The 20,957-nt window shown below is 42.3% G+C and carries 16 protein-coding genes; 8 read left to right on the top strand and 8 right to left on the bottom strand.

The window, feature by feature from the left end; translation table 11 throughout:
- Positions 1-451 precede the first annotated feature (451 nt).
- From rpsL to V7L31_RS28055, 4 genes are all read right to left on the bottom strand, one after another.
- Positions 452-835: a 30S ribosomal protein S12 gene (rpsL, locus tag V7L31_RS28070; protein ID WP_015214573.1), complete on the bottom strand. Its 384-nt coding sequence runs from the start codon at positions 833-835 to the stop codon at positions 452-454.
- A 133-nt stretch (positions 836-968) separates the two neighbouring features.
- Positions 969-1,295, bottom strand: a complete 327-nt coding sequence (locus V7L31_RS28065; RefSeq protein WP_292853756.1) for a HesB/IscA family protein — start codon at positions 1,293-1,295, stop codon at positions 969-971.
- A 243-nt stretch (positions 1,296-1,538) separates the two neighbouring features.
- Positions 1,539-1,958, bottom strand: a complete 420-nt coding sequence (locus tag V7L31_RS28060) for a cupin domain-containing protein (protein ID WP_334699265.1) — start codon at positions 1,956-1,958, stop codon at positions 1,539-1,541.
- A gap of 267 nt (positions 1,959-2,225) precedes the next feature.
- Positions 2,226-4,283, bottom strand: a complete 2,058-nt coding sequence (locus V7L31_RS28055) for a phosphodiester glycosidase family protein (protein ID WP_442944504.1) — start codon at positions 4,281-4,283, stop codon at positions 2,226-2,228.
- 741 nt (positions 4,284-5,024) lie between these two features.
- On the opposite strand from V7L31_RS28055, the gene gltB reads away from it, so the two are divergent.
- Complete coding sequence (gene gltB / locus V7L31_RS28050; protein ID WP_334699264.1) at positions 5,025-9,716, top strand: glutamate synthase large subunit; 4,692 nt, start codon at positions 5,025-5,027, stop codon at positions 9,714-9,716.
- A 405-nt stretch (positions 9,717-10,121) separates the two neighbouring features.
- Here the strand turns inward: gltB and V7L31_RS28045 are convergent, their stop codons facing one another.
- Positions 10,122-11,033, bottom strand: a complete 912-nt coding sequence (locus V7L31_RS28045) for a polysaccharide deacetylase family protein (protein ID WP_334699263.1) — start codon at positions 11,031-11,033, stop codon at positions 10,122-10,124.
- Positions 11,034-12,134: 1,101 nt separating this feature from the next.
- Between V7L31_RS28045 and lepB the strand changes: the two genes are divergently transcribed.
- Complete coding sequence (gene lepB, locus V7L31_RS28040; RefSeq protein WP_334699262.1) at positions 12,135-12,707, top strand: signal peptidase I; 573 nt, start codon at positions 12,135-12,137, stop codon at positions 12,705-12,707.
- A 100-nt stretch (positions 12,708-12,807) separates the two neighbouring features.
- Here the strand turns inward: lepB and V7L31_RS28035 are convergent, their stop codons facing one another.
- The gene (locus tag V7L31_RS28035) at positions 12,808-13,341 is read right to left on the bottom strand and encodes a ComEA family DNA-binding protein (RefSeq protein WP_334699261.1); all 534 of its coding nucleotides are present in this window, start codon (positions 13,339-13,341) and stop codon (positions 12,808-12,810) included.
- Between the two features lie 14 nt (positions 13,342-13,355).
- Positions 13,356-13,730, bottom strand: coding sequence for an NINE protein (locus V7L31_RS28030; RefSeq protein WP_334699260.1), 375 nt, complete (start codon positions 13,728-13,730; stop codon positions 13,356-13,358).
- 180 nt (positions 13,731-13,910) lie between these two features.
- On the opposite strand from V7L31_RS28030, the gene V7L31_RS28025 reads away from it, so the two are divergent.
- Both V7L31_RS28025 and V7L31_RS28020 read left to right on the top strand, forming a co-directional pair.
- A complete protein-coding gene (locus V7L31_RS28025) occupies positions 13,911-14,843 on the top strand; it encodes a J domain-containing protein (RefSeq protein ID WP_334699259.1) in 933 nt (310 codons plus the stop codon).
- Positions 14,844-14,969: 126 nt separating this feature from the next.
- Positions 14,970-15,293 carry a DUF1825 family protein gene (locus V7L31_RS28020; RefSeq protein WP_179067573.1) on the top strand — a complete coding sequence of 108 codons (324 nt, stop codon included), beginning with the start codon at positions 14,970-14,972 and terminating at the stop codon, positions 15,291-15,293.
- Positions 15,294-15,355: 62 nt separating this feature from the next.
- Here V7L31_RS28020 and V7L31_RS28015 read toward each other — a convergent pair whose 3' ends face one another.
- Positions 15,356-17,287, bottom strand: a complete 1,932-nt coding sequence (locus V7L31_RS28015) for a transglycosylase domain-containing protein (RefSeq protein ID WP_334699258.1) — start codon at positions 17,285-17,287, stop codon at positions 15,356-15,358.
- 119 nt (positions 17,288-17,406) lie between these two features.
- On the opposite strand from V7L31_RS28015, the gene tyrS reads away from it, so the two are divergent.
- The 4 genes from tyrS (at position 17,407) to remA (ending at position 20,737) form a co-directional block, all read left to right on the top strand.
- Positions 17,407-18,651 (top strand): tyrosine--tRNA ligase, encoded by a 1,245-nt coding sequence (gene tyrS, locus V7L31_RS28010; protein WP_442944510.1) that lies wholly within the window; start codon positions 17,407-17,409, stop codon positions 18,649-18,651.
- Between the two features lie 14 nt (positions 18,652-18,665).
- On the top strand, positions 18,666-19,397 hold the full coding sequence (gene pyrF / locus V7L31_RS28005) for an orotidine-5'-phosphate decarboxylase (protein ID WP_334699257.1): 732 nt from the start codon (positions 18,666-18,668) through the stop codon (positions 19,395-19,397).
- Positions 19,394-20,110, top strand: a complete 717-nt coding sequence (locus V7L31_RS28000; RefSeq protein WP_334699256.1) for a hypothetical protein — start codon at positions 19,394-19,396, stop codon at positions 20,108-20,110. The genes pyrF and V7L31_RS28000 overlap by 4 nt, the downstream gene beginning before the upstream one ends.
- A gap of 360 nt (positions 20,111-20,470) precedes the next feature.
- The gene (gene remA / locus V7L31_RS27995; protein ID WP_179067570.1) at positions 20,471-20,737 is read left to right on the top strand and encodes an extracellular matrix/biofilm regulator RemA; all 267 of its coding nucleotides are present in this window, start codon (positions 20,471-20,473) and stop codon (positions 20,735-20,737) included.
- Positions 20,738-20,957 lie beyond the last annotated feature (220 nt).

Genomic DNA, 20,957 nt, shown 5'->3' with positions numbered 1-20,957 from the left:
TTTTTCGACCGTTGCAGCAAGGCTGACTTATTGACTGCCAATTTTGGATTTTGGATTTTGAATTTTGGATTAAAAGTTTTCGGTATATATTCCGATCTCAAGGATCTGAACAAATCAAAAGTCTGTAAGCCTAATTCCCTTGTGGGTTCAGCTAATCCAAAAGACGCTCGATAACTCGCTAACGCTACGCTATCGCAAATCTAAAATCTAAAATTCATTGACTTGCTACCTGCAACTAAATACTCAAGGCGACAAGATTATAAACTTTAATGTTCAGATGAGAAATTCGCTGTCAGTTACAACCTTCTCTTCAGAACTTCTACACTTGCTCGCTTAGTGTAGGTGTAGCTTGCTTGATTTTTTTAAACAGACATAATTGCTGTTAGAACACAGACGGCGATGCTTTTAAGGTAGACGATTAATCGTGTTGGATGCGATTAATCGCCTAATCCTATTTTTTCGCTTCTTTAGGCCGCTTGGTTCCATACTTGGAACGGCCTTGCTTGCGGTCTTTGACTCCGGCTGTATCTAGGGTGCCACGGATAATGTGGTATCTCACGCCTGGTAGATCCTTAACCCGACCGCCACGAATCATCACAACTGAGTGTTCTTGTAAGTTGTGACCAATGCCTGGAATGTAAGCTGTAACTTCAAATCCAGAGGTAAGTCTGACTCTTGCTACTTTACGTAGGGCTGAGTTAGGCTTTTTTGGTGTGGTCGTGTATACTCTGGTACAAACTCCCCGACGTTGGGGGCATTGCTTCAGAGCAGGGGACTTGGTTTTCTGACGCGCTTGTTCGCGCTCAGTTCGTATTAGCTGCTGTATTGTTGGCATGAGTTACAGCGTCGTAAAGCTGCTTATGGTCTAAGTTTTAACAAATCCTGATTATATCTTTTTTTACGGCTTTATGTCAATTGTGATTTTTCCTTAGTGATTGAACATCTGTTTTTTGACTAATGCTCAATCACTAATGACTTAAGGAAAAGGAATTGCCACAGCCACAAGTAGCGATCGCCTGGGGATTGTGGAAGCGAAAACCACCACCCATTAAGTCTTCTGAATAATCCACCCTCAAACCGTTGAGGTAATTTAAGCTTGTGGCATCTATAACTACTTGAATTTCATCCAAGTCGAAAACCTGGTCGCCAACTTTTATTGCTTCATCGAAGGACATATCATAAAATAACCCGGAACAACCACCTGGTTTTACTGCCAATCGAAACAAGACATTTGGCTGTTGTTTGGACTTTATCCGCCCAATTTCACTCACGGCTGCTTGACTCAGATGAATCATGGAACTCGTTTTTTGCAATTGAATACCCCATCTTCCATTTTACAGATGGGTTGACTCTTGCTTGTGCAAAATTCTAAATTATCTGAGGCATGAGCGCGATCGCTATTACTACATTTATAACACTAACATATTTCAGCCCCCACCTTAACTAGGTAGGGACTTCTGGGGTGTAGTAGTTCGTTTACAAAGAAGGTTTACACGAATTAGCTTTGAGATTAAAGCTTTAATAGCGTTCTTCTGCTTTTAATCTTTGGTACGAGCATAGTCATCTTGGTAGCGGATAATATCATCTTCTCCCAAGTATTCGCCATTTTGGACTTCAATCAACACCAAGGGAATCACGCCAGGATTCTCTAAACGATGAGATGTACATTGGGGTACATAAGTTGACTCATTATTACTCAGTAAGACTTCTTTCTCCCCACAAACTACTCTAGCTGTACCAGAGACAACAATCCAATGTTCACTGCGGTGATGGTGCATCTGTAGACTGAGGCGGTGTCCGGGCTTAACTTCGATGCGCTTAATTTTGTATCCGCGCCCTTCTTCCAAAACTGTAAAAGCACCCCAAGGACGTAATTCAGTTGCAGCAACGCCCCTAGAAGTGATGACTGGAGGTAGGTGTAGAGTTTCAGTCTGTGTAGTTTCTTGATATCGAGCCATAGTTACCTCATTTGAAGACATAACAAACCGTTGGTACTCTTAACTATTGATAAAAAATCTGGCGTTATCTTGCAACCTTGAAAATCAGCAATTTTGTCGCACTTTGATAAACATAGCAAAATCAAACCTGATGGTGTAAACTATCACTACTAAAATTCTGATGTTTACACCAAGTCTTCATCAAGCAAAATGGCAGCTTGTTCTAAACTTTAAAAAGTGATTGGGGATTGGGGACTGGGGACTGGGGATTGAGTTTTTTCTATTACCTTATTTTCGTGGTTGTAGGAAAATACCAATTCCGTTATGAACACGAGCGGCGGTACTAGGCGATCGATCGAGTAATTGCCCTCCTAAATAAAGGCTGGTAGAACTACCGCCGTCCAAATTTAGGGCATCCACACAGCCCATGAGTTGCATTAATTGGGCGTGTTCTGCCAAATTAGGCCCATAACCGCCGACACGATTATGGGTGGCAGTAATCATTAGTGTGCCTGTTGCCGTTGTGCAAATACCACTACGAATAGCTTTTTCGGCAATAAAGGCATTGCTGAATTTTTCGCTTTTGGCATCAAGGACAATTTGACGATTTTGGACTAGTAGCGGCCCAGCCCCGATAATGTGGGGATAACGACTAAAATCAGCTGGAGTAGTGGCGCTGGAAATGCTTACTGTGCTTCCAATAGGTAACTGGGAGGCAGCACTAGTAGCGTTAGCGCGTAAGGTTAGCAAGTAGCCATCCTGGGGAATGGGAACTGCTGTGCCACCAACTTTGCCGCCTGGTAACTGTTGAGTAATTTGGTCTTTCTGTACTACTAAGATAATTTCGTTATCCGTCAGGGGTGTGTAAGTTGATCCCCAAGCTGGAGTATAACGAGCAATTCCACTCTGAACGTAACCGCTGTTAAGAAACAGAATTGGTAGACGCTGGTCATTTGCTGCGATTAAAGTTTCTTCTAAGGTGAGACGACCAAAGTAAAATTGGCCTGAATCATTCCAAGCGATCGCACCTCGATTCAAAATGGGGCCTGATAACCATTGATTATCCCGACGAATCGCACCCAATGGCAATCTATTATTGCGGTTAAAATAACCACCATTAATTCCAGCGACAGCTAAGTAACGTTGGGCTGTTTGAATTAAGGGAGCAGTACCCGCAAGCCCATCAGTACTAGCCCACATCGGTTTCAAGGTTAGACCAAATTTGCGGGGATTAACTTCTAGCCAGACCACTGGAAAGCGTTCTGTGCCCAAGTTGACATAATGTTGCCGCCAGCGCAATCCTGGGGCCCAAGTAATATCCCGCTCTTCTAAAGGATCGGGTCGAATATCGATAATCAGGCGATTGGGGTTAGCGACAGTACTAACTTGAGGCGATAGTCCAAAGGGAACGCTCAGACTAATAATTGTTTGGTTTTTCACCACCTCCACCTTTTGAATCAGTGGTTCAGGGGGTGATGGTATTGGTTCTGTTGGTGTAGCTGGTAATAATTGTTTGAGCAGATTTGGCAGTAATGTTGGTGGTGCTGCTGGTGGCTTCGGGGTATAGCGTTCTATCAAAACGGGATCGGCTATTCCATCCAGGGTAACTGTCCACTCTCGATTTGGTGGTGTGGTGGATTTTGGGGTTGGCGTGTCTGGATCAGAAGATGGAGTTTGCGGTTTGGCGATCGCAGAACCTTGTGCAACTTGCCAGGGAGTAGGACGATCTAAATTGACAAGCATCCGAGTCTGTTGCAAAGGCGCACTCGCTTTTGGAGGTTCCTGGCTCTGAACAATATTTGTGATTTGTGTTTTGGGGGTAGCAATCATCAAAGTGTTACCATTAACCTGAATTTGCCATCCCGATGTTTGAGCAAAATTAGTAATATCCAGATAGCGATATGCTCCTAGTAGCCTAGCAGTTAATACCTGTGGCGTTGTCACCGACGAAAACCACTGTATTGGTTGCTTGGCTGAATTACTACTGTTTAAGAAATTTACTCCAATTAATTGCCTGAATGCTCCGTCACTGAGATGAGTTGTCACCTGACCAGATTTTCCTGGTTGCTGCAACCAAGTTCCTGGTAAAGTACGACCATTGAGGGAAATTTGATTGCCAGAGGATGCCACACCTGTTGAGGGAGGTGCAGGTGACTGTGAGATTAACTTAGGTGTTGATTTGGTGGTTTTTGGGGACTCCTGGGCGTTGATAGGATAGGCAGTAATTAAACACAGTAGTGTCAACAGTATTGGTGACACAGTAGCTCGAAAAAATTTGCGTTCGCCCTTGGCGTTGGCGGAGCTATCACTAATCCCTGATTGGGAATAATTCGGCATTTTTACCATAATTTACTAGGTATTTTTGAAAACTATCACCCAAGGTATAAACTAAACTAATTATTGGCAAATATAAAGAAAACATGACTTTATTTTTGAATAAATATGGTAATCTATATATTGGATAGTTATCTCTTATAAACATTAACTAATTTATTTAGACGCCAAAGCCACTGCAATCAAGTGTTTTAACTGGCACTAATTCTAACCATACTCTACACGGTAGTTTTGGTTATCAAAACTGGATTAAGATATTTAATCCTGACTGAGCGTTGCTACTATCAGTTAGGTAGGATCAATAGTAATATATGTGGCAAGTGGTAAGCAGCAAAACTCTAGACAACAACAATATTTGGGAATTGTCAAATGGGTATATATTGTAATACGCTGATTTTATTGCTGGATCGGGATGATTTCGGCTTTAAGACATAGTAAAGCCTTAAAATTGAAGGCTCTATGAGTAAGTAGCGTGCATCTGGAAAGAGGGGATTGAGAAAATACTTAGCATCACAATATAAAAAAGAAACTGTCAGGGCAAAAATAATGTCTTGGCTGAGGTAGCTTGTCTAACACCGCATAAATACATAAACAATACGCAATTATTTTAACACGGGTGAACGACGAAAGTAAAACCGAAGTTAAAATTTTTTTTCCCTAAATTTCGGTGCTTATATATTTCTCCATCGCGGAATTTAGAAAATTTTTCCCGTAAGTGGCAAAATTGGTAACTCAATACTTCAGGAACAGGGTATGAATAATCAACCGATGAATCAAGACCAGGAAATCACAGCGGATATCAACTCAAGAGATACCTATCAGGGGCAAAAGTGGTTAGTAGAGGAACGAGATGCCTGTGGTGTAGGTTTTATTGCTCATCGCCAGAATCATACCAGCCACGAAATTGTCAAAAAAGCTTTAGCTGCTTTAACCTGCTTAGAACATCGGGGAGGTTGTAGCGCCGATCGAGACTCTGGTGATGGTGCAGGAGTGTTGACAGCAATACCTTGGGAGTTGTTCCAACAAGACTTTGCCCAAAGGGGGAAGGAATTTCCATCCACTGATAATATAGCTGTGGGGATGATATTTCTACCACAAGACCAAGAAGCAGCACAAAAAGCTAGGGCGACTGTTGAGCAAGTAGCTGCTGAAGAAAAATTGATTGTATTGGGTTGGCGAGTAGTGCCAGTGCAATCTCATTTACTGGGGATACAAGCAAGAGAAAATCAACCCCAAATTGAACAAGTTTTGTTAGCTTCTGTTGACAAAAGCGGCGATGAATTGGAACGGCAGTTGTATATTACCCGCCGCCGAATTAGTAAAATTGCAACCAAAATTTCAGAAGAATTTTATATCTGTTCGTTATCAAGTCGCACAATTGTCTACAAAGGCATGGTGCGTTCTGCTATTTTAGGCAGCTTTTATGACGATTTAAAAAATCCAGCTTACAAAAGTGCCTTTGCTGTCTATCATCGCCGCTTTAGTACCAATACGATGCCTAAGTGGCCCCTAGCCCAACCGATGCGGCTTTTGGGTCACAACGGCGAAATCAATACCTTATTGGGTAACATCAACTGGATGATGGCACGAGAAGCTGGACTGAATCATCCAGTGTGGAACGATCGCATCCAGGAACTCAAGCCACTAGTTCATATTGATAACAGCGATTCAGCTACCCTGGACAATGTAGTGGAATTGCTGGTTTGCTCTGGACGCACCCCCTTGGAAGCTTTAATGATTATGGTTCCAGAGGCTTACCAAAATCAGCCTTCTTTACGTGAATATCCAGAAATTGTTGATTTCTACGAATATTACAGTGGTTTGCAAGAAGCATGGGACGGACCAGCACTTTTAGTATTCAGCGATGGTAAAAAAGTTGGTGCGACTCTAGATCGTAATGGTTTAAGACCCGCTCGTTACTTGATCACCAAAGATGATTACATTGTTGTAGCTTCGGAAGCTGGTGTGGTGGACTTCCCAGAAGCCGATATTGTCGAGAAAGGTAGACTCGGCCCAGGGCAAATGATTGCCGTAGATTTAGAAAATCAGGAAGTGCTGAAGAATTGGGATATAAAGGGGCGCATCGCCAAGCAGCACCCTTATGGAGAATGGCTGCAACAACACCGTCAAGAATTAAAGTCATTAGTCATTAGTCATTCGTCATTAGGAAATGGCAACGGCAAAGCACAATTGACAAATGACCAAGGACAATTAACTATTGACAAGCAAACCTTACTTCAGCGTCAAACTGCCTTTGGCTACACCACAGAAGATGTAGAAATGGTGATTCATCCAATGGCGATCGCAGGTTCGGAACCAACTTTCTGCATGGGTGATGATATTCCCTTAGCGGTGCTGTCAGAAAAGCCCCACTTGCTTTATGACTATTTCAAACAGCGCTTTGCTCAGGTGACGAACCCAGCGATCGATCCCCTGCGCGAAAAGTTAGTCATGTCTCTGAAAGTCGAACTGGGTGAACGGGGTAACTTATTAGAACCCAAGGCAGAATATGCCCGGAGATTGAAACTTGAATCGCCAGTATTGACTGATGATGAACTAGAGGCGATTAAGCTGTCAGGATTTGCCACGGCTGAGTTATCAACCTTATTTGCGATCGCCAATGGACCAGAAGGATTGAAAGCTGCTGTGGAGTCTTTACAAGCACAAGCCGCTGAGTCAGTCCGGGCAGGTGCAAAGATTTTAATATTAAGCGATGGTGTCAATGACAGTATCAACACAGAATATACCTACATTCCTCCCTTATTAGCAGTAGGTGCAGTGCATCACCACCTGATTCGGGAAGGGTTGCGAATGAAAACATCCCTGATTGTCAATACTGCTCAATGCTGGAGTACCCATCACTTTGCTTGTCTCATTGGCTATGGTGCTGGCGCAGTTTGCCCTTATATGGCTTTAGATACGGTGCGTGATTGGTGGTCTGATCCCAAAACTCAAAAGTTAATGGGTGTGCAAAAAATTCCCACCCTCACCCTAGAACAAGCTTTAGGAAACTATCGCAAATCAGTGGAATCAGGTTTGCTAAAAATTCTCTCCAAAATGGGAATTTCTCTACTCTCCAGCTATCAAGCAGCCCAAATCTTTGAAGCTATTGGCATCGGTGGAGATTTAATCCAATTGGGATTCCGTGGTACGACTTCCCGCATCGGTGGTTTGAGTGTGAGTGAACTCGCTGATGAAGTGCTTTCCTTCCATAGCAAGGCTTTCCCAGAACTGACGACTACGAAGTTAGAAAACCTGGGCTTTGTGCAATACCGTCCTGGTGGCGAATACCATAGCAATAGCCCAGAAATGGTGAAGGCGCTGCATAAAGCTCTAGATGGCAACGGCTACGACCACTACGAAGTTTACAAAAAGCACCTCCAAGGTAGACCAGTAACAGCCTTGCGGGATTTACTAGACTTCCAAGGCGATCGCCCTTCAGTTCCTCTAGAAGAAGTGGAATCGATATATGAAATAGTCAAACGCTTCTGCACCGGTGGCATGTCTTTAGGCGCTTTGTCAAGAGAAGCCCATGAAACTTTAGCGATCGCCATGAACCGCATCGGCGGTAAATCCAATTCTGGAGAAGGCGGTGAAGATCCAGTGCGCTACACAGTTTTAGATGATGTAGACGAGTCTGGTCACTCGCCAACCCTACCTCATTTAAAAGGATTGCGAAATGGCGATCGAGCTTACAGTGCCATTAAGCAAGTTGCATCGGGACGCTTTGGTGTTACCCCAGCGTATCTAGTTAACGCCAAACAAATTGAAATCAAAATTGCCCAAGGTGCTAAACCTGGGGAAGGTGGACAACTGCCAGGGCCAAAGGTGAGCCAATACATTGCGATGTTAAGACGCTCGAAGCCAGGTGTGACACTGATTTCACCACCACCACACCACGATATCTATTCAATTGAAGACCTAGCACAACTGATTTTTGATCTGCACCAAATTAATCCCAAAGCAAAGGTGTCAGTGAAGCTAGTATCAGAAGTTGGCATTGGCACGATCGCAGCTGGTGTAGCGAAGGCCAACGCTGATATCATTCAGATTTCCGGTCATGATGGTGGTACAGGTGCATCGCCACTTAGTTCGATTAAACACGCTGGTTCACCGTGGGAACTCGGTTTAAGTGAAGTGCATCGCGTTTTGATGGAAAATGGCTTGCGCGATCGCGCGATCTTACGCGTAGATGGCGGATTTAAGAGTGGCTGGGATGTGGTAATAGGTGCATTGATGGGCGGTGAAGAATTTGGTTTCGGCTCCGTCGCCATGATTGCTGAAGGCTGTATCATGGCGCGAGTTTGCCACCTGAATACCTGCCCGAAGGGTGTTGCTACCCAGAAAGAAGAACTCCGTAAGCGGTTTACGGGAATACCCGAACAAGTTGTCAACTTCTTCTATTTCATTGCCGAAGAAGTGCGTAGTTTGTTAGCCCAACTTGGCTACCGTTCTTTATCAGAAATCATTGGGCGTGCAGATTTGCTGAAACTGCGCCCAGAAGCAAAACTCACCAAAACGCGATCGCTGAATCTCGACTGTTTACTTCAGCTACCAAATAGCAAAGACAATCGTAGCTGGTTGGTGCATGAAGAAGTTCACAGCAACGGCGTGGTTTTAGATGACAAGTTTCTTGCCGATGAAGATATTCAGGCTGCCATTAGGAATCAGTCTACTGCTACTAAGACTTACCCAATTATCAATACTGACAGAACAGTAGGCACAAGATTAGCAGGTGCGATCGCTTCTCAATACGGTGACAGCGGCTTTGAAGGACAAATTAATCTCAACTTTACAGGTAGTGTTGGGCAAAGCTTTGGTGCTTTCAACCTCCCAGGCATAATTCTCAGCCTGGAAGGAGAAGCAAACGACTATGTAGGTAAAGGGATGCATGGTGGTGAAATCATTATCAAACCTCCAACTGATGCTACCTATAACCCATCACAAAATGTGATAGTTGGCAATACCTGCCTCTATGGTGCTACGGGTGGCGTGTTATTTGCCAACGGTTTAGCAGGAGAACGCTTTGCTGTGAGAAACTCCAAAGGCGTCGCAGTAATTGAAGGCGCTGGGGATCACTGCTGTGAATACATGACAGGTGGTGTGATTGTTGTCCTCGGCAAAGTCGGACGTAACGTAGCTGCTGGCATGACAGGTGGACTCGCATATTTCTTGGATGAAGACGACTCATTTCGCGAGTTAGTCAACCCAGAAATTGTCAAAATTCAGAGGGTGATTACCGAAGTAGGTGCAAAGCAACTGCAAGAATTAATCCAAAATCATGTAGAACGCACTGGTTCACCAAAGGCGAAGAAAATTCTGCAAAACTGGCAAGAATTTTTACCGAAATTCTGGCAATTGGTTCCACCTTCTGAAGCTGATAGTCCAGAAGTTAATCCTGAAAAGACAACAACTGAGTTCAGTTTAGTAACTAGTAGTCATTAGTGAGTTTAATGTGATTCGTAGAAACAGCTTTTAGATTGCCTCATTCCTAGTCTCCGACTGGGAACGCCCGTCGTTGAGGCTCCGCCTCTCTTGCGCCAGCAAGAGAGGCATTTCCAGCCGGAGGCTGTAAACGAGGTTTTGAAGGAGTTTCAGATGAAGATAACTAAATATCGCCAAAAATCTCCAGTCTACTTCAGTAGACTTAAGCCTATTAGCCCGAAAATTTATTTCCGGGCGGGCATGGAAGCCAACAGTTAAGCTATTTCCAACTTAAGTTGACACCAATGGGCACTGCCGTACCCCTATAGGTGTACCTCACTAGATCGAGAAATGCTATATCTTTACTAACTGATTCAGAAATTAGTATTTTAACCAAAAAATAAATTATTAACTATAGTTAATAATTTATTGCTTTTTGTTAGCAAGTAACTTTTGCTCTTTATCCTGAATTTCTAAAAGTTCTGGAATAGTGACAAAACTATAGCCTTGCTTTCTAAAGTTGCTAATAATTTCTGGTAAAGCTTGCACAGTTCTAGAACGGTTCCCGCCACCATCGTGCATTAGCACAATTCCACCAGGTTTTGAATCTTTAATTACGTTATTTATCAACTTTGGTACAGCTGGTAATTTATAGTCTGTAGAGTCAGCTGACCACATTACCACAGTATACTTTTGGCCTTTAGCATAAGCAGCTAATCCATTGTGCAGATTGCCGCCTGGTGGTCGGAATAGATTTGTTTTAGCACCTGTAACTTGATAAATTAGGTCTGTTGTACGGTCTATTTCAAAAGCTGCTGCTTGTTGATTAAAGAAGTGATACCAGTGATGCCAAGTATGGTTAGCTATAACGTGACCTTGAGAGACAATCTGCTTTCCTATCTCTGGAAAATTTTTTAAATTCTGCCCGACGACAAAAAACGTTCCTTTGATATTATTTGATTTCAGGATATCTAATATTTGCTCTGTAGTTTCAGGCCAAGGGCCATCATCAAATGTGAGAGCAATCACCTTCTCGCCTTGAGTGAGTTTTGCAGACTCAATTGTTGCCCCTTGAAAGCTTGATGGTATAGGGTAAGCTATACCCTTTATTTGTGCTTGTTGCTGCCAACTTGTAAGCATCGTCGCTTTTAATTTCTCAATGCGCTGCTGAGTTCCTACGTTTGCAGTCACATCTTTGATATTTATACTTTGTCTACTCTGAGCTTCTGAAGCATTTGGTCTTAGAAGCATCATGAAAGCAAGACTAAAAACACCACCTAAGGCAAGCAGCGCAATTAATATTCCTTCTGGCCACAGAAACGATTTATTATTTTCCACCTCATAGCTCCTTCAAAGATCGAACCATCAACCACGGTTATGATGGTACGTAATAGCAGATTTTTTAGATATTTTTAGATACAATTGCTTTCTAGTAATCCCAAAAATTGGAATTGGGATTAACGGAAATTTAGAATTGAGAAAATAGCCAGATTTTCTCACGCATAAGCTGTATAATTTACAACTTAGTGAGTTATTCGATTAACATACAAAAATACTTACAACGGGTGGAGTATCTTTCAAAAAAGAGTTTAGTCAACTATTAGTTCTATTCTTGATAGGATATATTCTACTGCCTGCTGGCATTGCTTCCTTTTTAAGAAAAAGTTAAGTTTTCAACTGACAGAATGCTCACTTGTACTTTCTATGAAATAGGCAGACGAAAATTGATTCAATATAGTTTCTCATTGCCAAGGGGCACTTATTCGTTAATCTAGATACTTTTGACTCACTCAGCAAAAATAATTCTATCAGCAGCTTCGTTATCTTTTAGATGCTGATACTTTAGCCGAAATTGCTAGTAGCTTTCTGTCTGCTAATGTTTTTCTCGATAATTTCAGGATATTTATATCTTAATTAATAGTACAGTTTAATATGCACTGTCACCGTATAACTACGGAACTTAATCGCATATACATAAGCAATTTTTTGAAATCTTAATTGGTATGGCATTTATAACTATAAAAGCATTACAATCTATATCTGTATGTAATATTTTTTACTAAAATATTTTATTTAACTAGACTTTTGTATTTAAAGGTACATTTAAGTCTTATTGGTTTTATGTAATATAACTTAACAATATAAGAATAAAATATATTTTCTTGCAACTCAGTCTCGCTTCATAACTTGCCTTATAATTACATCAATTGGAATTATAATTTTTAATCATCTATTTAGCAATCCTAATTATTAGCTTATATTTTCTTAGACAGGTGATAGTTTTTGATAATATTTTTGCCGATCTTCAGTAGATACGATAAATGTAGTATTTAATACTTGTATAATTTGACTCTAAACCCAGTTTTCCTCTTACATATACCTTTTGAGGCACAATAATCAAGGTATTTGTCTAACTTCTGAAAGTGGCTAGAAATTTTTATGGTTCCTCACGAAAGTGATGCAAAAGAAGAACGTGCATCGTTAAAAGTATGGCGTAGTTCGCAAGAAAATCTGATTTTAATTGCGATCGCACTGTGTTTGGCATTCTTAATCAGGACTTTTATCGCTGAACCCCGCTATATACCTTCTGACTCGATGTTGCCTACCTTACATACAGGCGATCGCTTGGTAGTTGAAAAAATCTCCTATCATTTTCACCCTCCCATAACTGGGGATATTATTGTTTTTCAGCCACCCGCAGAACTACAACGTCGGGGATATCCCAAAGACCAAGCCTTTATCAAGCGGGTTATTGGCGAACCTGGTGAGGTAATTAGTGTTGATTCTGGCAAAGTCTACCTCAACGGTCAACCCTTGGCAGAAGACTACATCGCTGAACCCCCAAATCAGCCATATCGACCCGTGAAAGTTCCAGAAAATGAATTTTTTGTTATGGGAGATAACCGCAACGATAGTAATGACTCTCGCTATTGGGGCTTTTTACCGAGGAAGAATGTCATCGGTCGGGCAACGTTTCGCTTTTGGCCTCTCGATCGCATTGGGTTTATTTAATCAATTTTGGATTTTAGATTTTGGATTTTAGATTTTTCTTTCAATCCTAAATTCAAAATCTAAAATTTCCAGAGTTAGGAGTTATTTTTAGACTTTTGGCCTAAAACGTTAAATAATACATCAACTGAGCGATCGCATCCCCAGTTAACTCCAAGCGTCGTTGGAAATCAGCCAGGTTACGATAAGGCCCGGCTGATTGCCGATTTTGCACCATAGCTTGCGCCAGAGATAAATCTATAAATGGAATTTGTGCTAATTTTTCAACGCTTGCGGTGTTCGGGTTAACTAAATGGGTAGGACTTTCTAAAGATTCGTGGTCATAGTAAATAAAATTCAGCAGAGGCTTTAATGGCTCTAGGCGCGGCGCTGGAATACCCAAGGCCGCAGCAATATCTTCAATACAATAAAATTTCACACCCGAACGGGAAAGTTCTACAAGCGATCGCGCTTGGTGAATTGATAACCCTGGTAAGCGTAACCAATCATCTACAGTCGCTTGATTAGCATCAATGCGAATACCCAATTTAGCCGCTATCTGAATTTCTTCCCCAGATTGGAGGCGATAGTAGGGATCGTTGAGGAGCTTGGCGCGGAGTTTTTGCAGCCTGGAGTTTAAAGGTAGCCAGTTATTCATGATTGTCGCTCACCTCAAGAAATCTGGTCTAGCAATTGACGGCGCTTTTGCTCAAATTCATACTCTGAAATCAGTCCATCCTGGCGCAGAGCGTCTAATTCACGCATTGCATCAGCGATCGCTCCTACCTGATTAATCACATTTTGTGAGTTTCTTGCTGCTGACTTCCCGAGATTAAAATTGCGATCGAAAGCTTCTTCGTCTTGAGCTAAATACCAAACTCCCTCAATCGCACTAGCTACCCTGGGTATAGGCGTCCAGGAAAGCAAAAAATATAAAATACCCCACATCGGCTGTCCTAGATAAAATTTATGCCATCCTGCAATTGTCAACGTGCCAGAAAAAGCTAGAACAGCGGCAATACTTCGGCTTTTGCGCTTAGTGAACATATTTCTAATAAATCTACCAACACCATAGTTTCTACAATAAGACAGTCAAAAGGCGCAGAAACAATTCATCCCTAACTAAATCTTCCCAATCCCCAATTTGAAGAAATTTGAGTAAGTTTCACATGACTGTGCATTGAGCTTTGATGCTAATTTTAAGTTTTCAATGGATCGATTACTACGATGTCACAGATTTTCCTACCACCAAAATGGCTTGAACAGCTTCACGATCCTTATGCTGTGCTAGGAATTTCTGTCAATGCTGACGATCGCCAGATTTTTAAACGCTATCACACTTTAGCGAAACTCCTACATCCCGATCGCTATGCCAAAAGCTGCAATCCAGACCAACAATTAGCAACGGCAATACTTAGCTATTTAATCAATCCAGCTTATGAACAACTCAAACATCGACACAAGCGCTTGATTGCCATAGCTATGCTGCGATCGGAAACAAGAGCATTACAACAGCAAGCTTTGTGTGCCCAAAATACCATAGCTGAGGAAATTAGGGAAATGTCTCCACCTCAAGCACAATTGTTTTACGAAGAAGCGATCGCCTCCTACGCAGAAGCTCAATACAAATCACTCCATCAGTTTTATCAAGTTACCCAACAAATTAGCATACTGAATTTAGTTTACTTACAATTGCATAAACCTGACCTGTTCTTACCACCAAAAGCTGTTCGCATCATCTCTCAAGTAGAAGTCAAGCCAGTTGAATTGACATTAGATGAAAAAGCTCATGTCCAACCAATTTTGACAAACTACGCTCAACGCCACTACCAGCGAGCTATTGAGTACGTCCGGCTAGCCAACTGGCCTTTAGCCGTGCAAGAACTGCGCGATGCCATCAAGTTAGAGCCAAACAACAGCAACTATTATGCATTATTAGGTTTGGTACATCTAAAACAGCAATTTATTGGTATGGGCAGGGTTTACATCCGTCAAGCGTTAAAACTTAACCCGCAAGATTCACTAGCTCTGAAATACGCTCCCGGACTGAAAATTCAACCAGGTGAAAACACCAATCCGAAATCAATGGCAAAAGCTCTGAGTATTGCAGCTTTATTAAGTCGATTTAGGAATGGGAAAGCTTCTCAAGTCAAGTGTTGAAATTTCGGTAACAAACCGTACTAAAACCGAAGCTTCGTGACTAGATTACTCTCCTAGACTAAAATAATAAATAGAAGTAAAACTATTAAGCTGCTGAGTCTGGGCACTCAGTTTAATATAAGCAATATGGGATTCTTCGATTCTGAGATAGTTCAGCAAGAAGCAAAACAGCTGTTTGAGGATTATCAAGCGCTGATCAAGCTTGGCAACGGCTACGGCAAATTTGACCGCGAAGGCAAAAAGCTGTTTATTGAGCAAATGGAAACTATGATGGATCGATACCGCATCTTTATGAAGCGCTTCGAGTTATCAGAAGATTTCATGGCGCAAATGACAGTAGAACAGCTAAAGACACAATTAGGTCAGTTTGGTGTCACGCCGCAACAAATGTTTGACCAAATGCACCTCACTTTAGAACGGATGAAAGCCGAGCTAGAAAAACAAACTTAACAAAAGTTAGGAGTTGGGAGTTACGAGTTTTCAATAAACTCATAACTCATAACTTATCACTCCTAACTTTGATTTGACTTGGGGCGAGAAAACTGCGAAGGTGGTTTAAATTTTTCTACGGGTACGTTCTTAAGTGCTTTCTCCATAAAATCTTTCCAAATGGGAGCGACCATAACACCGCCTGTTGCATGGTCAGCCAACTGTCTGTTGTCGTCTCTCCCTACCCAGACAGCAGTTGTTAACTGTGGCACAGTGCCCACAAACCAGATATCTTTTTCTGATGATGTTGTTCCCGTCTTCCCGGCGGCTGGGCGACCGATCGCAGCGCCTTTACCAGTACCTTCATTGATTACCGATTGCATCACATCTAAAATCGCTGCTGATGCCCAAGGATCGAGAACTAGCTGCGGCTTAGGGGTGTTATCCAGCAACACATTACCACTACTATCAGTGACACGGGCAATTACAGTTGGTGGAGATTGCCAACCATAGTTAGCAAAGGTAGCATAAGCACTAGCCATTTCCAGAGGTGTGACACCAATTGCTCCAAGTGGCAAGGAAGTCACAGGTTCCATCGGACTCGTAATACCTAAGGTACGGCAGGTTTCGATCACTCTATTCATCCCCACAGCCTTACCAACCTTGATCACCGGAATGTTTCGTGATTGGGCTAAAGCTGTGCGGATTGGCATTGATCCCCTAAAGGTATTATCATAATTTCTCGGAGAGTACCAACCGTTACCATCTCGATAGCTGACTGGAGAATCTTCCACCGTTGAATCTGGCGCATATTTACCACTAGCGAAAGCAGTATAATATACAAAGGGTTTAAAAGAAGATCCGGGCTGCCGTTGAGCTTGAGTTGCACGATTAAATTCACTGGTTTTAGGATCTATACCGCCCACCAATGCTTTGATAAAATGCGTGCGTGGATCGACTGCCACCAGGGCCATTTGATTCTTAGATAATCCCTGATCTAAAAGTGTTTTATGCCACTTCGTAACAGTTTCTTCAGCCATGATTTGGAAGTTGGCATCAACTGTAGTTTGTACCCGCATTCCGCCTTTGAGCAGTGTGTCACGCCCAAACTTCTTAGCTAACTCTTGGGCTACAGTATTGGTTATATAAGGCAGGGCACTACCTTGAAAGGATTTTATTTTCCCAAGTTTGATTTCTTGCTTGAGGGCATCATCATAGTCTGACTGGCTGATCCAGTTCAATTCCAGCATCCGTCCTAGCACTTCTTTTTGTTTCTGTTTTGCCAGTTTCATGCTCACAAACGGGCTGAATTCTTCTGGTGCTTGGATTAAACCCGCCATCATTGCCGATTCACCCAAGCTTAAATATTCTGATGACTTATTAAAATAACTGCGGGCTGCCGTTTGTACACCATAATTGTTATGACCCCAATAAACTTGATTGAGGTACATTTCTAATATTTGGTCTTTATTGAGAATTTGCTCTAACCGGATTGCTAACACCGCTTCTGCTAACTTGCGGGTAAAAGCCCGCTTACGAGACAAAAACAGATTTTTTACCAACTGCATAGTAACAGTAGAGCCACCCTCTTTGACTCCACCTGCTACAGCATTAACTACCACAGCACGTCCCACACCGACGGGGTTAATACCGTGGTGATCGTAAAAGTGGCTATCTTCACTTGCCAGCACGGCCCGTTTTAAATTCGGCGAAATTCTATCTAGAGGTACGACTTCCCGGTTGGCTTCCCCGTGGATACTCGTTAAGAGTTTGCCCTTAACGTCATAAATGTAAGTCGTTTCCGAGGGAAAGAAGTTACGTAGCTGTCTCACATCTGGCAAATTACGGAAACTGATGGCTAAACCAACTAGTCCTCCGGCTACAATGGAACTTGCCAGCATGGTGATTGAAAGGAGAGTACCGCCAGTTACCTGACCGACTCCTTTCAAAAACTCAAAACCTGATGAAGCCCGATCCTGTGGCTTTTTATCTCCCAAAGCACTAGACGATGACACGGCTATTTCACTTCCTCACTTGTAAATTGAACTGTAATTGATTGGGTGAAGCAAGGCGGTTAGTTTTTTGCAATTATAGTAGTTTGGCGGATGAGAAAGTGGATAAATTGCCAGTGGATATAACCAACTTAACTTCTAGAGTAAAAAGCATAACTAGTAGTGAATCTCTTAGTAAAGAGCAAGATTTTGCTTGGCTGCGTCGTGGTGTAGTAGAAGTTTTCCCACAATCAGTTGATGTTAACAGCGAAAGTCTAGAAAGGCTATTACTAACTACAAACCAACCTTTGAGGGTCAAATTAGGGATTGACCCTACTGGTACTGATATTCATCTTGGTCATAGCATACCAGTACGAAAACTGCGAGGATTTCAAGATGCAGGACATACAGCAGTTTTAATTATTGGCGATTTTACAGCGCGTATTGGCGATCCAACTGGTAAATCTGAAGTGCGTCGTCAACTTACAGAAGCAGATGTCGCACAAAATGCTCAGACTTATCTTGACCAAGTACGTCCTATCTTGGATTTTGACACACCAGGAAGGTTAGAGGTGCGCTATAACTCCGAATGGCTCTCTGAACTAAACTTAGAGAAAATTTTGGAGTTACTCTCCACGATGACAGTGGGGCAGATGTTAGCGAAAGAAGGATTTGCCGATCGCTATAAAAAAGAGAATCCGATTTTTATTCATGAGTTCCTGTACCCGTTAATGCAAGGTTTTGATTCGGTTGCAGTTGAGGCAGATGTGGAATTAGGTGGCACTGATCAGAAATTTAACATTGCTGTAGGCAGAGATTTGCAGCGTCATTTTGGCCAAAAGCCCCAATTTGGGATGCTGCTGCCAATTTTGATTGGCACAGATGGGGTGCAAAAAATGTCCAAGTCTTTAGGTAATTATATCGGATTGGCAGAACACTCAGGGCAAAAGTACCAAAAGTTACAAGGAGTTCCCGATCATTTGCTGTCACAGTATTTTGAACTGTTGACGGATTTACCTTTGGATCAACTGCCAGAAAATCCGCGCGATCGCCAAACACTCTTAGCTTATGAAGTTGTCAAGCAGTACCACGGCGAAACCGCAGCCCAAGAGGCAAAAGTTGCAGCCCAAAGCGGCGGTAAGGAAGGGGCAGTTCCCGAATTCTCTCTTTCTTCTGGTGTGCAGCAGTTCCCTACTAAGTTAGCGTATATTCTGAATGTCACTGGCTTGTGCAAAAGTACAGGCGAAGGAAAGCGGAAAATTCAAGAAGGGGGAGTGCGTTTAGATGGCGATCGCATCACTGATGCTGATATCACTTTCGATTCTCCCGCCCAGTTACAAGGTAAAGTTTTACAAGTTGGGAAAAATAAGTTTGTGCGTTTAGTTTGAATGGGGAGTAGGGAATGGGGAATGGGGAACAGGCAGAACAACGAGTGATTGTAGCTTTGGATGTGCCAGATGTAGAAAGTGCGATCGCTCTTATAGATGAACTTCCGCAAGTTGGTTTTTGGAAAGTCGGCTTAGAGTTGTTTACCAGCACTGGCCCGAAAATTCTGGAAGTGCTGAAGTCTCGACAAAAGCGCATTTTCTTAGATTTAAAGTTTGATGATATCCCCAATACCGTTGCTGGTGCTTGCCGGAGTGCAGCTAAATACGAAGTGGATTTACTGACAATTCATGCGACTGCTGGTAGAGATGCCTTGAAAGTCGCAACTGAGGCGGCACAGGAAGGGGCTGCAAAAGCAGGTGTACAACCGCCAAAGTTAATTGCTATTACTCTACTAACGAGCATTTCTGCTAGGCAATTGGCGTTTGATTTAAAGATTCCCCTAGAGTTACCAGAATATGCTCTAGAAATGGCCCTGCTGGCTCAAGAATCTGGTTTGGATGGGGTAGTTTGTTCGCCCCAAGAGGTGGCACAGCTACGACAAACTTGTGGAGATGACTTTTTGTTAGTTTGTCCAGGAGTTAGACCAACTTGGGCTGATATTGGCGATCAAAAGCGATCGCTTACCCCATCCCAAGCAATCATTGCTGGTGCAGATTATCTCGTGATTGGTCGCCCCATCACCGCTGCTACTGAGCCTAAGTTAGCCTGGAAGAGGATTTCTGAGGAGTTAACTACGGTGGCATGAAGCTAAGAGTCAGCGAGAAACTGCCAGAAAGAGTGCAAGGTGCAGGCAAGATTGCTCTTGCCTCTTCGCTCAATCAGAAAAATTATAATTGGCTTTTAGCTTGTAGCTTCTGGGTTTTAGTCTCAAATAGCCTTGCTTACCCAGCGTTTTCAATAAACCTCAACTCTAAACCTTTTGCGATCGCACAAAGGCAAAATGTCAACGGTGGCGAGAGGTCTTTGTGTTCTGAGCAAAATTTAGAAACATTAACTATACAGTTATTACAAGATTTACCTAGTTATACCAATCGCGCTAGTCAACGCGCCCGTCGCCTCAGTAGAAGCAGTGACATTTACAGTTATATGCTAGTGGCAGGAAGACCTGAGTTTACTCCTCTGCCCCTTAACCTTGAAGAATATAGTGCAAATGCACCTAAAAGCTCTGCATCAGGAGTTGAGCAAGTTTTCTTTACAACCTTAGAGCGCCAGTACATAGGAAAGAAAGCATTAGAATTGCAACAATTCCACTGGTTATTGTTGACTAAAACTAAAAGTGGTTGGCAACTAGTGATGATGTTTTCTCAAGCTAGTTCCCATTCTGAAAATCAGCCACTATCCCCGCCACGCGATAGTAGTAACGGTACCGTCGCTCAAGGAATTAAAGCTTGGTTGCGCGATTGTCAAGCTGGAAGTGTACGGAGGATGCGTACTGTCAATATGGGATATAAAATTTAACTTCGTCAAACTGATGTCAGTTTAGTAATGTACATTAAACTGCACTGATATTGTACTGAGCTAATAAAGTTAGAGCGAGACTGTTCTAATCAATTTTGCTCGACATCAATTTCTGATTCAGATACTTATTTAAAATAAAATAAATGTACATCATCTAGCTAGCTTGTATCAGTGGAATTGCACCTATATCTTTAGGAAGATTTTCGGCAAAAATAGGTGATAAATAGCTAAAAAAAACAGACATTATTTAAAAGCAAAGACTTGCTTGAATTTAAGCGTTGTAACTCCTGTTTTTTGGCGATAACATGAGTATAAGTTTATTTCAAGCTTCTCAAACCGCGTTTAGCGTCAGTTTTTTTTATGGACATTCAGTTAATCAACATCGGCTTTGGTAACATCGTGTCTGCCAACAAAGTAGTTGCCATTGTCAGTCCAGAGTCGGCCCCAATTAAGCGGATTATTACCGAAGCACGGGACAAAAATCAACTGATTGATGCAACTTATGGTCGTCGGACTAGAGCTGTAATTATCACTGATTCCAACCACGTAATACTGTCAGCGATTCAGCCAGAAACGGTAGCAAATCGCTTTGTAATTTCCCGCGATCATCAAACTGTAGATAATTGACTAGTACCGCAAGGCGGAAGTCTAAAAGTCAAAAGAATTGTATTCCCAGCTCTTACGCTATTTGAAATGGTCTGTTTCTTTACGCCGTGCTAGTGGTTTGTCTCATTAAATATCATGGGACAGACCACTTGTACTTGACCTCTATCACTCTTGCTACAAATTCTTTAATCACTAGTGGACTTGGCCGGGAACACAAGACTAATGAATAATATCTATTGAT

It is taken from the genome of Nostoc sp. (assembly GCF_036916655.1).
In the GTDB taxonomy this organism is placed as follows: Bacteria; Cyanobacteriota; Cyanobacteriia; order Cyanobacteriales; family Nostocaceae; genus Nostoc.
Note: the sequence above shows the minus strand (reverse complement) of the source record. Positions and strands in the feature narration are given on the sequence as shown.

Bases quoted from the DNA above. Each gene is read 5' to 3' on its own strand.
- V7L31_RS28065 (WP_292853756.1), bottom strand. From the start codon at position 1,295: ATGATTCATCTGAGTCAAGCAGCCGTGAGTGAAATTGGGCGGATAAAG.
- V7L31_RS28000 (WP_334699256.1), top strand. From the start codon at position 19,394: ATGAAGCTAAGAGTCAGCGAGAAACTGCCAGAAAGAGTGCAAGGTGCA.
- gltB (WP_334699264.1), top strand. From the start codon at position 5,025: ATGAATAATCAACCGATGAATCAAGACCAGGAAATCACAGCGGATATC.
- lepB (WP_334699262.1), top strand. From the start codon at position 12,135: ATGGTTCCTCACGAAAGTGATGCAAAAGAAGAACGTGCATCGTTAAAA.
- V7L31_RS28055 (WP_442944504.1), bottom strand. From the start codon at position 4,283: ATGGTAAAAATGCCGAATTATTCCCAATCAGGGATTAGTGATAGCTCC.
- remA (WP_179067570.1), top strand. From the start codon at position 20,471: ATGGACATTCAGTTAATCAACATCGGCTTTGGTAACATCGTGTCTGCC.
- V7L31_RS28060 (WP_334699265.1), bottom strand. From the start codon at position 1,958: ATGGCTCGATATCAAGAAACTACACAGACTGAAACTCTACACCTACCT.
- V7L31_RS28035 (WP_334699261.1), bottom strand. From the start codon at position 13,341: ATGAATAACTGGCTACCTTTAAACTCCAGGCTGCAAAAACTCCGCGCC.
- V7L31_RS28025 (WP_334699259.1), top strand. From the start codon at position 13,911: ATGTCACAGATTTTCCTACCACCAAAATGGCTTGAACAGCTTCACGAT.
- pyrF (WP_334699257.1), top strand. From the start codon at position 18,666: ATGGGGAATGGGGAACAGGCAGAACAACGAGTGATTGTAGCTTTGGAT.
- V7L31_RS28020 (WP_179067573.1), top strand. From the start codon at position 14,970: ATGGGATTCTTCGATTCTGAGATAGTTCAGCAAGAAGCAAAACAGCTG.
- rpsL (WP_015214573.1), bottom strand. From the start codon at position 835: ATGCCAACAATACAGCAGCTAATACGAACTGAGCGCGAACAAGCGCGT.
- V7L31_RS28030 (WP_334699260.1), bottom strand. From the start codon at position 13,730: ATGTTCACTAAGCGCAAAAGCCGAAGTATTGCCGCTGTTCTAGCTTTT.